General features: G+C 74.3%; 9 protein-coding genes. 5 read left to right on the top strand and 4 right to left on the bottom strand.

Annotated features, from left to right (window positions below):
* Positions 1-12: 12 nt before the first annotated feature.
* The 3 genes from EDF32_RS04380 to EDF32_RS04370 form a co-directional block, all read right to left on the bottom strand.
* A complete protein-coding gene (locus tag EDF32_RS04380) occupies positions 13-1,356 on the bottom strand; it encodes a PhoH family protein (RefSeq protein WP_233565745.1) in 1,344 nt (447 codons plus the stop codon).
* A 332-nt stretch (positions 1,357-1,688) separates the two neighbouring features.
* Complete coding sequence (locus EDF32_RS04375) at positions 1,689-3,383, bottom strand: DHA2 family efflux MFS transporter permease subunit (RefSeq protein ID WP_123307318.1); 1,695 nt, start codon at positions 3,381-3,383, stop codon at positions 1,689-1,691.
* Positions 3,380-3,985, bottom strand: a complete 606-nt coding sequence (locus EDF32_RS04370; protein ID WP_123307317.1) for a PadR family transcriptional regulator — start codon at positions 3,983-3,985, stop codon at positions 3,380-3,382. Before EDF32_RS04370 ends, EDF32_RS04375 begins: the two co-directional genes overlap by 4 nt.
* Positions 3,986-4,112: 127 nt before the next feature.
* On the opposite strand from EDF32_RS04370, the gene EDF32_RS04365 reads away from it, so the two are divergent.
* The 3 genes from EDF32_RS04365 to nhaA are packed head-to-tail and all read left to right on the top strand — an operon-like array spanning position 4,113 to position 7,578.
* Complete coding sequence (locus EDF32_RS04365) at positions 4,113-5,615, top strand: amidase (RefSeq protein ID WP_123307316.1); 1,503 nt, start codon at positions 4,113-4,115, stop codon at positions 5,613-5,615.
* Complete coding sequence (locus EDF32_RS04360) at positions 5,612-6,169, top strand: DUF1697 domain-containing protein (RefSeq protein WP_123307315.1); 558 nt, start codon at positions 5,612-5,614, stop codon at positions 6,167-6,169. Before EDF32_RS04365 ends, EDF32_RS04360 begins: the two co-directional genes overlap by 4 nt.
* A 41-nt stretch (positions 6,170-6,210) precedes the next feature.
* The gene (gene nhaA / locus EDF32_RS04355; protein ID WP_233565701.1) at positions 6,211-7,578 is read left to right on the top strand and encodes a Na+/H+ antiporter NhaA; all 1,368 of its coding nucleotides are present in this window, start codon (positions 6,211-6,213) and stop codon (positions 7,576-7,578) included.
* Here the strand turns inward: nhaA and EDF32_RS04350 are convergent.
* Positions 7,575-9,116: an XRE family transcriptional regulator gene (locus tag EDF32_RS04350; RefSeq protein ID WP_233565700.1), complete on the bottom strand. Its 1,542-nt coding sequence runs from the start codon at positions 9,114-9,116 to the stop codon at positions 7,575-7,577. The two genes, nhaA and EDF32_RS04350, sit on opposite strands and share 4 nt — an antisense overlap.
* A 264-nt stretch (positions 9,117-9,380) precedes the next feature.
* On the opposite strand from EDF32_RS04350, the gene aceA reads away from it, so the two are divergent.
* Positions 9,381-10,706 (top strand): isocitrate lyase, encoded by a 1,326-nt coding sequence (aceA, locus tag EDF32_RS04345; RefSeq protein WP_123307634.1) that lies wholly within the window; start codon positions 9,381-9,383, stop codon positions 10,704-10,706.
* A gap of 10 nt (positions 10,707-10,716) precedes the next feature.
* Entirely contained in the window at positions 10,717-12,414 is a 1,698-nt protein-coding gene (gene aceB / locus EDF32_RS04340; protein ID WP_123307314.1) for a malate synthase A, read from the top strand.
* Positions 12,415-12,515 lie beyond the last annotated feature (101 nt).

The raw sequence follows: 12,515 nt of genomic DNA, 5'->3' as shown, positions 1-12,515 counted from the left end.
GCGGACGCGGGCTCAGACCTCGAGCGACTCCAGCATCTCCGTCACGAGCGCGGCCACGGGTGAGCGCTCCGAGCGGGTGAGCGTGACGTGGGCGAACAGCGGGTGGCCCTTGAGCGCCTCGGTGACGGCCGCGACGCCGTCGTGCCGGCCCACGCGGAGGTTGTCGCGCTGGGCGACGTCGTGCGTGAGCACGACCCGCGACGACTGGCCGATCCGGGAGAGCACCGTCAGGAGGACGTTGCGCTCGAGCGACTGCGCCTCGTCGACGATCACGAACGAGTCGTGCAGCGAGCGCCCGCGGATGTGCGTCAGGGGCAGGACCTCCAGCAGGCCGCGGTCGATGATCTCCTCGACGACCTCGGTCGAGACGAGGGCACCCAGCGTGTCGAACACCGCCTGCGCCCACGGGCCCATCTTCTCGTTCTCCGACCCGGGCAGGTAGCCGAGCTCCTGGCCGCCCACGGCGTACAGCGGGCGGAACACGACGATCTTGCGGTGCTGCTGCCGCTCGAGGACCGCCTCGAGACCCGCGCACAGCGCGAGCGCCGACTTGCCGGTGCCGGCCCGCCCGCCGAGCGAGACGATGCCGATCGACTCGTCGAGCAGGAGGTCGATGGCGATGCGCTGCTCCGCCGAGCGCCCGTGCAGGCCGAACACGTCCTGGTCGCCGCGCACGAGCTGCACGTGCTTGTCCGCGGTCACCCGCCCGAGGGCCGAGCCGCGCGGCGAGTGGATCACGAGCCCGGTGTGGCAGCGCATCGGCCCGGCGCCCTCGACCACGGCCGGGTCCAGGGAGGCCAGCTCGATCGACTCGTGCTCCCACAGCTGCGACATCTGCTCGTCCGCGACGTCGATCTCGCTCATCCCGGTCCAGCCGGAGTCGACGGCGAGCTCGGCCCGGTACTCCTCGGCCTGCAGCCCGACGGCGGACGCCTTGACCCGCATCGGCAGGTCCTTGGAGACCACCGTGACGTCGGCACCCTCGGCAGCGAGGTTCGCCGCCACGGCGAGGATGCGCGTGTCGTTGTCGCCGAGGCGGAAGCCGGCCGGCAGCACGGTCGGGTCGGTGTGGTTGAGCTCGACGCGGATCGTGCCCCCCGCAGGCCCGGCGGGGACCGCCGCGTGCAGGGAGCCGTGCTCGATGCGCAGGTCGTCGAGCATCCGCAGCGCCGACCGGGCGAAGTACCCGAGCTCGGCGTGGTGCCGCTTGGCCTCGAGCTCGGTGATCACGACGACGGGCAGGACGACGTCGTGCTCCGCGAACCGGTGGATCGAGCGCGGGTCCGACAGGAGGACGGACGTGTCGACGACGAAGGTGCGCCGCCCGTCCGGCGGCGACCCGGCGAGGGAGGCCACGGGGCTCGTGCCGGCCCCCGGGTCCTCGATACCCGCCCGGGTGCCGGACGACGGTGTCCCCGGCTCGAACGGTCCGCTCGACCCGGGCGTGGCGGTGGTGACATCGGTGTGGCCCACGGCAGGCTCCCTCCGGCGCGTCGCGCCGCTATCGCTCGGTGGGGCGGTCGGCCGACCCGGACGAGCGGGCCGGGACCGGCCCTCCCGCGCGGAGCTGGTACTCCATGGGCCTGCCTCCCGGAGGACGACGCGTGTCGCCCGTCACACGAAAACTACGCCCGTGTGATTCGACCCACCACCCCCGGACCGGCGCGGCGCGAAGATGTCACCCAGTGTTAACCGACGGACTCGGTCGACGGCGCGGCGGCCGGGGCGGGCGAGCCGCCGCCGAGCTCCTCCGTGTGCTGCTCGGAGCGCATGAGGACCGCGCACACGACCCCGACGACCAGGGCCGCCGCGACGACGAGCAGCGTCTGGGCCGCAGCGTCCGCGAAGCCCTGGTGGAACGCCGTGGTGGCGGCGTCCTGGACCTGGGCGGCGACGTCGGCCGGGACCCCGGGCGGAAGCTTCAGCGACCCGGCACCCATGGTCGCGGCGTCCCCGCCGACCGTCGCGAACCCGTCGACGAACGCGCCGCGGTACTGGGCGGGCAACGACGCGGCGGCGTCCTGCGCGGCGGCCGGCAGCTCGACGGCCAGCCGCGACGTCAGTGCGGCCACGACGGCGGCCGAGCCGATCACGCCACCGACCTGGCGGAACGTGTTGAACGCCCCCGCGCCGGCGCCGGCCGTGCGGTGGTCCAGGCCGGAGGTCGCGAGGTTGGACAGGGGTGAGAACACGCATCCGGTCCCGAGGCCGAAGAGGGACATCACGGGGATGAACGCCCACACCGAGACGTCCGGCGCGATCACGGCGCTGAGCCACAGCACGGAACCGGCGATCGCGGCGAACCCGAACGCCACGACCCACTTGGCGGGCAGCCGGTCGGAGAGCCGGCCGGCGAACGGCGCGACGACGCCCGAGACCAGCGAACCGGGCAGGTTGACGAGCGCCGCCTCGATGGGCGAGAGCCCGAGGATCGACTGGAGGAAGATCGTCAGCGGGAAGAAGATCCCGATCATCGCGAACGTCACCGCCATGCCGTCGACGTTGGCGAGCGAGAAGTTGCGCGACCGGAACAGCCGCAGCGGCAGGAGCGCGTCGGCGCGCAGGTGCCGCTGCCACAGCACGAACGCCACGAGCAGCACGAGCCCGGCACCGATCACGCCCCACACGGAGAACGGGCCCCAGATGTGGCCCCAGTCGTAGGTCTCGCCCTCCTGGATGCCGAAGATCAGCGCGCCGAGCCCGAGCACCGAGAGCACGACACCGACGAGGTCGAGGCGCACGGCGTGGCTCGAGCGCAGGGTCGGCAGCCGCGTCGCCGACATCCACAGGGCCACGACGCCGACCGGGATGTTGACGTAGAAGATCCACTCCCAGCCCCACGTCTCGACGAACACGCCGCCGAGCAGCGGCCCGGCGATCGTCGCCACGCCCGCGGTCGCGCCCCACAGGCCGAGGGCCGCGCCGCGCTGCTTGGCCGGGAAGACGCGGGTGATCATCGACATGGTCTGCGGCGTCATCAGCGCCGCGCCCACGCCCTGCAGGGCACGGAAGCCGATGAGCCAGCCGATCTCGGGGCTCGAGCCGATCTCGCCGGAGTAGCCGCACAGGAACGAGAAGACGGTGAACACGACCAGGCCGGCCACGAACACCGCCTTCGGCCCGTACCGGTCCCCGAGACGCCCGGCGAACAGCATGAGGGCGGCGTAGGAGAGCAGGTAGGCGCTGTTGACCCAGCCGACGGCGACGAGCGACGCGCCGAAGGCGGTCGTCAGCGACGGGATCGCGATGTTCACGATGGTCGTGTCGACCATGATCATGAAGAAGCCGAGGATCAGCGGCGGCAGGACGCTCCAGGCGCTGCGGCCGTGCAGGTCGACGAGCGGCGTGACGGCGCGCCCGCCGCCCGGTGCGGTGGTGGTCATGAGGTCTCCTGGGTGGTTCGGTGGGGGCACCGGCGCTCGTCGTGCCAGTCCAGCGCGCCCGAGCGGAGCTCGGCCACGGTCGTGTCGAGCCAACGCACCTGGGCGTCGGCGATCTCGATGTCGAGCAGGGCGTCGAGCAGGTAGCGGCGCGGGACCTCGCGCCCCAGCGCGTCCTGCACGCGGGCACGCAGGCCCCGCGCGCGCTCGGCGGTCGCCTCGCGCCGGTCGTGCAGCAGCCGCGCGGCCTCGTCGGCGTCGAGCTCGTCGAGCATCGACAGGCCGACCGGGAAGCGCGGGTACTCCGGCGTCGGGTCGGCGACGAGCTCCCCGACGCGGCGCACGAGCGCCTCGGCGCCCGCGGGCGTGACGGCGTACGTCGTGCGGGCCGGGCGGTTGCCCTCCTGCTCGACCCCCACGACCCGGACGTACCCGCCCGACCCGAGCTTCTCGACGGCGTGGTAGACGGCGCCGGCGTTGAGCCGCACGAGCCGGTCGTCGCCGCGCTTGCGCAGCGTCGCGAGGATCTCGTACGGGTGGTTCGGGCCCTCGCTGAGGACGCTGAGCACGAGGGTCGCCACGGGCGTGAGCAGCTCGGTCCCCATGACCCTCCTCCGATTGTTCCCGCTCGACTATTCCGGCTGAAATATATCCGCGCACGCGAACCCGGTCCACCCGCGCCGACGCCGCGGGCGGTGCCGTCCGTCACACCCGCGCCCTAGGCTCAGCGGCATGACCAGCCTGCGCCCGTCCCCACCGTCCGCGCTCGCCGAGATGTCCGCGCTCGAGCTCGCCGCCGCCGTCCGCGCCGGCGAGCTGGGCCCGGTCGAGGTCCTGGACGCGACGCTGGAGGCGATGAGTGCCGTCGGCCCGCGGGTGGGCGCGTTCGTCGAGGCCGCCCAGGCCGCGGCCGAGCGCCTCGCGCGGGCACAGGCGCTCGAGGCGGAGGCCGCCCTCGTCCGCGCGCGCCGCGACGGGGAGGTCGACGCGCTCCCGCCGTTCCTCGGCGTCCCGCTCCCCATCAAGGACCTGACCATGGTCGCCGGCGTCCCGATGTCCGCCGGCTCGGCCGCCCTGGCGGGGTTCGTCCCGCCGGTGGACGACGGCGTCGTCCAGCTCCTGCGGGCCGCCGGCACGCTCATGGTGGGCAAGACCGCGACGCCCGAGCTCGGCCTGCCGCCCTACACCGAGCCGGACACCGGGCCGCCCGCGCGCACGCCGTGGGACCTCGCGCGCTCGGCCGGCGGGTCGAGCGGCGGCGCCGCGGCGGCCGTCGCGGCCGGCATCGTCCCCGCCGCCCACGGCAGCGACGGCGGAGGCTCCCTGCGCATCCCCGCGAGCGCCTGCGGGCTCGTCGGGCTCAAGCCGTCGCGCGGGCGCGTCTCGGCCGGGCCGTACGGGACCGACGGCCCGGGGCTCGCCGTGCACGGGACCCTGACCCGCACGGTCCGCGACACCGCGGCCCTCCTCGACGTCCTCGCCCGGCCCTGGCCCGGGGACACGTTCACGCTGCCCGCGCCGGGCGACCTGTCGCGCGGCGCGACGTTCCTCGGTGCCTGCGAGGCGCCGCCCGGTCGGCTGCGGGTCGGGCTGCTCACCGACCCGGTGATCGTCGCCGACGCCCCGGTCGACCCGGCGTGCACCGCGGCGGCCGAGGCGACCGCGGCGGCGCTCGCCGACCTGGGCCACGACGTCGTCGACGCCCCCGTCCCGTTCCCGGCCGAGCGCTGGGACGCGTTCGAGTCGCTGTGGGCCGCCGGCGCGCTCGCCGCGCCCGTCCCGGCGGAGGCCGAGGAGCTCCTCGTCCCGCTCACCCGCTGGCTGCGCGAGAAGGGGCGCTCGACCTCGGGCGTCGAGGTGCTCGGGGCGCTGACCGCGGTCCAGCAGATCACCCGGGAGGTCGCGGCGGCGTGGGCCGGGCTCGACGTGGTCCTGTCCCCCACGCTCGCCCGCCTCCCCGCCCCGGTCGGTTCGCTGCGCGACGACACCGACCCGGGCGCGGACTTCCGCGCGCAGATGGCCTACACGCCCTGGACGAGCGTCGCGAACCTCACCGGGCGGCCGTCGGTCAGCCTGCCGCTGGGCTGGGCCGACGACGGCCCGGGCGGCGGTGCCCTGCCGGTCGGGGTGATGCTCACCGGGACGCTCGGCGCGGACGCCCGGCTGCTCTCGCTGGCGGCCCAGCTGGAGTCGGCCATGCCCTGGGCGGGCCGGCGCGCGGCGGTGCACGCATGAGCCGGGTCGCGGTGCTGCTGCGCGCGGTCAACGTCGGCGGCGTCAAGGTGAGCTCCGCACAGCTGCGCGAGACCGCGTCCGCCCTCGGCCTGGGCGACCCGGTCACCCACCTCGCGACCGGGAACCTCGTCGTCGCCCCGGGCACGTCCGGTGCCCGCGACGCGGACGACGTCGCCCGGCTCGTCGCGCAGGCGCTCACGGACCTGGTGGGACGCGAGGTCCAGACGACCGCGCGCACGCACGCGCAGCTCGCGGGGCTCGTCGGCGCGAACCCCTTCGCGGAGGCCGCGCGCGACGACCCGTCCCACCTCGTCGTGCTCTTCCATCCCGTGCTGACCACGCACGCGGCCGGGCCCGTGGACCTCACCGGCACGACCGGCGTCGTGCACGAGGAGCTCGTCACCGCGGGGGCGCACACCTACGCCTGGTTCCCCGACGGCATCGGCACCTCCGGGCTGACGGCGGCCCGGCTCGCGCGCGTCCTCGGCACGTGGGGCACGGGACGGAACTGGAACACCGTCGCGCGGCTCGTGGAGCTGACCGGGGGCGGCTGAGGCCCGCCCCCTACGATGGTCGGACCGACCTGGGGAGAGCAGTGAGCGCAGCGCACGACACCGATCCGCCGACCGACGTCCCGACGACGCACGACGGCCGGCCGCTGCCCCCCGGGGACGGCGTGGGCCCGCGCGTGCAGCGCGCGGGCAACCGCACGCGCGGCTGGGTCACGCGCGAGACCACGAGCGGCGCGCTGCTGATCGGCGCCGCGCTGCTGGCGCTCGCCTGGGCGAACTCCCCGTGGCGCGACGCCTACTTCACGCTCGCGCACACCGTGGTCGGGCCCGCGGACCTCGGACCGTGGCACGTGCACCTCGACCTGGACCTCGCCACCTGGGCGGCCGACGGCCTGCTCGCCATCTTCTTCTTCGTCGTCGGCGTCGAGCTCAAGCAGGAGTTCGTCGCCGGCTCGCTGCGCAACCCGCGCGAGGCGGGCGTGCCCATGCTCGCCGCGGTGGGCGGCATGGCGATGCCCGCGCTCATCTACGTGGTCATGGTCCACGTCCTCGGCGACCCCGGGGCGTCGGGCGGCTGGGCGATCCCGACCGCGACCGACATCGCGTTCGCGCTCGCCGTCCTGGCCGTGTTCGGCAAGGGGCTGCCGTCGGCGATCCGCACCTTCCTGCTCACGCTCGCGGTGGTGGACGACCTCCTGGCGATCGTCGTCATCGCGATCTTCTACACCGACGAGGTGCACCCGCTGCCGCTCGCGCTCTCCCTCGTCACGGTCGGCGTGTTCGCCTGGTGCGCACGACGGCGCCGGATGCGGTGGTACGTCCTCGGGCCGCTGGCGGTCCTCGCGTGGGTGCTCATGCACTCCTCCGGCGTGCACGCGACCATCGCCGGCGTCCTCCTCGGGTTCATGGTCCCGGCGGTGGCGATGCACGGGGAGCGCCGCTCGCGCACGCAACGGCTCGAGCACGACGTCCGCCCGGTCTCCGCGGGCATCGCCCTGCCGATCTTCGCGTTCTTCGCCGCAGGCATCTCGGTCGTCGACGAGGGCGGCTTCCTCGAGCTGATCAGCCAGCCGGTCGCGGTCGCCATCGTGGTCGCCCTCGTGGTGGGCAAGCTCCTCGGCGTCCTCGGGACGACGGCCCTGCTGACCCGCGTGACGCCGCTGCGGCTCGCCGACGGGCTCGGCGTGCGGGACCTGCTGCCCGTCGGGCTCCTCGCCGGGATCGGGTTCACCGTCTCGCTGCTGATCGCGGAGCTGTCGTTCCCCGAGGACGGCGAGCACACGGGCGCCGCGAAGATCGCGATCCTCGTCGCCTCGCTCGTCGCCGCGGTGCTCGCCGGGATCTCCCTGCGCTGGGACTCCCGGCGCGCCCGCAGCGCCGACATGAACCGCGACGGGCGTCCCGACGACGTGCACGACTTCATCGGGACGCCCGAGGACCTCGACCGCTAGGCGCGCCCGCCCGGGGCGCCGCTCCCGCCCGACGACGGGGCATGGCTCTCGAGGAACCGGTACACCTCGGTCTGGTCGACCCCGGGGAACGCCCCGGCCGGCATCGCGGCGAGCATGCTCGCGTGCGGCCGGGCGCTCGGCCAGGAGTGCTCGGACCAGCGGTCCTCGAGCGGCCCCGGCGGGCGCCGGCAGCACGTCTCGTCCGGGCAGCGCGACGTCGCCCGCTCGGCCGTCTCCCTCCCCCGGAACCAGCGCGTGTGCGCGAACGGCACCCCCACGCTGACCGAGAACTCCCCGTCGGCCGAGCCCTCCACCCGCGAGGTGCACCAGTACGTGCCCGACGGCGTGTCCGTGTACTGGTAGTACGGGCTGAGCCGGTCCTCGACGCCGAAGACGGTGCGGGCGGTCCAGGAGCGGCACACGTGCTGGCCCTCGATGGCGCCCAGCGCGTCCTGGGGAAACCGCACGCCGTCGTTCTCGTACGCCTTGTGCACCGCGCCCGACTCGTGGACCTTCATGAAGTGCACCGGGATGGCCAGGTGGCGCGTGGCGAGGTTCGTGAACCGGTGCGCGGCCGTCTCGTACGTCACGGCGAACGCGTCGCGCAGGTCCTCGATCGAGATCGCGCGGGCCTCCTTGGCCTCGCGCAGGTGGGCGACGGCGTCCCGCTCGGGCAGCAGCATCGCCGCGGACAGGTAGTTCGACTCGACGCGCTGGCGGAGGAACTCGGCGTAGTCGTGCGGCTCGGCGTGCCCGAGCACGTGGCTGGCGAGCGCCTGCAGGAGCGCGGTGCGGGACCGGGCCGAGCTGGACGGCAGGTAGACGCGGTGGTGACGCTGGTCGATCACCGAGCGGGTCGAGTGCGGCAGGTCGTGCACGTAGTGCAGCGTGAAGCCCAGGTGGGCGGCCAGGTCGCCCGCGACGCGCTGGGACATCGGCCCGCGCACGTGCCCGACGTCGTCGAGCAGCTCGCGCGCCTTGACCTCCAGCTCGGGGAAGTAGTTGTCCTGCCCGCGCATCACGCGACGCAGCGCGGCGTTGGCCCGGCGGGCCTCCTCGGGCGTGGCGGCCCGCTCGGCGTGCAGCCGCTGGATCTCGTGCTGCAGCGCGACGATCGCCTCGAGGGCGTCGTCGGGCAGCCCCTTGCCCACCCGCACCGGCGGGAGGGTCAGCGAGGAGAACAGGGGCCCGCGCTGGGCGCGCTCGAGCTCGATCTCGAGTGCGTCGCGGCGCGTGGGCGGCTCGGGCGCGAGCAGGTCCTCGACGTCGGCGCCCAGCGCCATCGCGATCGCGCGGAGCTGGCTGAACTTGGGCTCGCGCTTGCCGTTCTCGAGCGTCGAGACCTGCGAGGGCGCGCGGTCGATGGCGGTCGCGAGCGCCTCGAGCGTCATGCCCCGCCGCGTGCGCAGGTGGCGGATGCGGCGGCCGATGACCAGCGCGTCCGGCTCGTCGTCGAGAGGGATCCGGCCGAGGCCGGGTGTCCTGTCGGGTGCCCGGCCGTGCGATCTCGTCGAGATGACCATGACCGAGGGTGACATACGCCACTCCTTCTGAACAAGAGAAGAAGTCGAAAACTTCTCCCCGGTTCACAGTTGTGGCGGCGCCGTGCCGCGAAGGACAGTCGTTGTGCACGACGACCGACGCACCACCCGCCGCACCACCCGAAGCACAGGAGGCACCCCGTGACCACCCCGACAATCATCAGCCGCCGCGACGACTACGCCGCCGCCCGCCGGTCCACCAGCGCGGGTGCGGTCTCGGCGGCGGTCGCCACGTCGTCGGGCACCACCGTCAGCGAGCGCATCCCCACCCGCCCCGGCGACCAGACCCAGACGGCCGACGAGCTCGAGCGCGAGTGGATCACCGACCCGCGCTGGGCCGGCGTGCGCCGCGACTACACCGCCGAGGACGTCGTCGCGATCCGCGGCGCCGTCCGCGAGGAGCGCACCCTCGCCCGGCGCGGCGCGGAGAAGCTGTGGGAGCTGATCCAGCGCGGCCCCGACGCGACCGGCGAGCCGCAGTGGGCCGCCGCGCTCGGCGCGCTCACCGGCAACCAGGCCGTGCAGCAGGTCCGCGCCGGCCTCGAGGCGATCTACCTCTCCGGGTGGCAGGTCGCGGCCGACGCGAACCTCTCGGGCCAGACCTACCCCGACCAGTCCCTCTACCCGGCCAACTCGGTGCCGGCCGTCGTGCGACGCATCAACAACGCGCTGCTGCGCGCCGGGCAGATCGAGCACGCCGAGGGCGACGCCGAGCGCGACTGGCTCGCCCCGGTCGTGGCCGACGCCGAGGCCGGGTTCGGCGGCCCGCTGAACGCCTACGAGCTCATGCAGCAGATGATCGAGGCCGGCGCTGCCGGCGTGCACTGGGAGGACCAGCTCGCCTCGGAGAAGAAGTGCGGCCACCTGGGCGGCAAGGTGCTCGTCCCGACCGCGCAGCACGTCCGCACGCTCAACGCGGCCCGCCTCGCGGCCGACGTCGCCGGCGTGCCGACGATCGTCATCGCCCGCACCGACTCCCTCGCCGCCGACCTCATCACCTCGGACGTCGACGAGCGCGACCAGCCGTTCCTCACCGGCGAGCGCACGGCCGAGGGCTTCTACCGGACCACGCCGGGCGAGGACGTCGTCGTCGCCCGCGCGCTGGCCTACGCCGAGTACGCGGACATGATCTGGGTCGAGACCTCCGAGCCCGACCTCGAGCTCGCCCGCCGGGTCGCGGAGGCCGTGCACGCCCGCTTCCCCGACAAGAAGCTCGCGTACAACTGCTCGCCGTCGTTCAACTGGAAGAAGCACCTGGACGACGAGACGATCGCGCGGTTCCAGCGCGACCTCGCGAGCTACGGCTACACGTTCCAGTTCATCACCCTCGCCGGCTTCCACGCCCTGAACCACTCGATGTTCGAGCTGGCCCGCGCGTACAAGCGCAGCGCCATGACCGCCTACGTCGAGCTGCAGGAGGCGGAGCTCGCCTCCGAGCAGCACGGGTACACCGCCACCCGCCACCAGCGGGAGGTCGGCACCGGCTACTTCGACCGCGTCTCCACCGCCCTGAACCCGGCGAGCGCCACCCTCGCGCTCGCCGGCTCGACGGAGACCGCCCAGTTCTCGCCCAGCCGCACCCTGTGAGGAGCAGATCATGACCATCACGACCGAGCAGCCGCGCACCGCCACCGCCCCCCGGCCGACGACGGCCCCCGGCCCCCGCATGCGGGTCGACGCCCGCCTCGGCGACCGCTACGAGGAGATCCTCACGCCGGAGGCCCTCGCGTTCGTCGCCGAGCTCCACGAGGCCTTCGGCGGGCGCCGCCACGACCTGCTGATGGAGCGTCAGCGCCGCCGCGAGGAGGTCGCCGCCGGCGCCGACCCCGACTTCCGCGCCAGCACCCGCCCGGTGCGCGACGACCCGACCTGGCGGGTCGCGCACGCCGCGCCGGGCCTCGAGGACCGGCGCGTGGAGATCACGGGCCCCACCGACCCGAGGATGACGATCAACGCGCTGAGCTCGGACGCGAAGGTGTGGCTCGCCGACGCCGAGGACGCCTCCTCCCCCACGTGGCGCAACGTCGTCGGGGGGCAGCTCGCCCTGCACGACGCGATCCGCGGGGAGCTGACCTTCACGAGCGAGGCCGGCAAGGAGTACGCGCTGCGCACCCCGGTGCTCACGCAGATGCCGACGATCGTCTTCCGGCCCCGCGGGTGGCACCTCGCCGAGACGCACCTGCGCTACGTGGACCGCGCCGGGACGGCGAACGCCGCGTCGGCGAGCCTCGTCGACTTCGGCCTCTACCTGTTCCACAACGCCCACGAGCTCGTGGCGCGCGGGCGCGGGCCGTACTTCTACCTGCCCAAGCTCGAGGGCTACCGCGAGGCGCGGCTGTGGAACGACATCTTCGTGCTCGCCCAGGAGCGCCTCGGGCTCCCCCAGGGCACGGTCCGGGCGACCGTGCTGATCGAGACGCTGCCCGCGGCGTTCGAGATGGACGAGATCCTCTACGAGCTGCGCGAGCACTGCGCCGGCCTCAACGCCGGCCGCTGGGACTACCTCTTCTCGATCATCAAGGCGTTCCGCACCCGCGGGGACTCCTACGTCCTGCCCGACCGCGACCAGCTCACCATGACCGTCCCGTTCATGCGGGCCTACACCGAGCTGCTCGTGCAGACGTGCCACAAGCGGGGGGCGCACGCCATCGGCGGGATGAGCGCGTTCGTCCCCGACCGGCGCCGGCCCGACGTCACCGCGGCGGCGCTCGAGAAGGTGCGCGCGGACAAGCGGCGGGAGGCCGGCGACGGCTTCGACGGGACCTGGGTCGCGCACCCGGACCTGATCCCGGCCGCCCGCGAGGAGTTCGACGCCGTTCTCGGCCGGATGCCGCACCAGGTGCACCGCCTGCGCGACGACGTGCACGTGGGGCAGCACGAGCTCCTGGACATCGGCTCCGCGCGGCGCGAGGGCGCGACGGTGACCGCCGCCGGCCTGCGGGCGAACGTCTCCGTCGGCGTGCGGTACGTCGAGTCGTGGCTGCGCGGCGTGGGAGCGGCCGCGATCGACCACCTGATGGAGGACGCGGCCACGGCCGAGATCTCGCGGTCGCAGGTGTGGCAGTGGATCGCCTCGGGCACGCGCACCGCGGGCGGCGCGACGATCACCCGCGACCGCGTCCTCGCCCTGCTCGAGGAGATCGTCGACGACCTGCCGCGCCCGCCCGGCAACCGGGTGGAGGACGCCGCCGAGGTGTTCCGGGCCGTCGCGCTCGCCGAGGACTACCCCACCTTCCTGACGATCTCCGCGTACTCGCGCTACCTCGTCGGCTCGGCGGTGGACCTGCCGGGGTGAGGGACGGCCCCGCCCACCCGCCGAGATGTCGAATTCGGCCCCTGATTCTTCGAATCGAGGGGCCGAATTCGACGTCTCGGCGGACAGGGACGGTGCGGGCG

Origin of the sequence: Cellulomonas sp. PhB143 (assembly GCF_003752595.1) — a bacterium.
Taxonomy (GTDB): Bacteria; Actinomycetota; Actinomycetes; order Actinomycetales; family Cellulomonadaceae; genus Paraoerskovia.
The sequence above is the reverse complement of the archived record's forward strand: the minus strand, read 5'-3'. Positions and strand labels throughout refer to the sequence as shown.

Excerpts from the sequence above, each read along its gene's own strand:
- EDF32_RS04350 (WP_233565700.1), bottom strand. The coding sequence starts at position 9,116 with ATGTCACCCTCGGTCATGGTCATCTCGACGAGATCGCACGGCCGGGCA.
- EDF32_RS04365 (WP_123307316.1), top strand. The coding sequence starts at position 4,113 with ATGACCAGCCTGCGCCCGTCCCCACCGTCCGCGCTCGCCGAGATGTCC.
- EDF32_RS04360 (WP_123307315.1), top strand. The coding sequence starts at position 5,612 with ATGAGCCGGGTCGCGGTGCTGCTGCGCGCGGTCAACGTCGGCGGCGTC.
- EDF32_RS04370 (WP_123307317.1), bottom strand. The coding sequence starts at position 3,985 with ATGGGGACCGAGCTGCTCACGCCCGTGGCGACCCTCGTGCTCAGCGTC.
- aceB (WP_123307314.1), top strand. The coding sequence starts at position 10,717 with ATGACCATCACGACCGAGCAGCCGCGCACCGCCACCGCCCCCCGGCCG.
- EDF32_RS04375 (WP_123307318.1), bottom strand. The coding sequence starts at position 3,383 with ATGACCACCACCGCACCGGGCGGCGGGCGCGCCGTCACGCCGCTCGTC.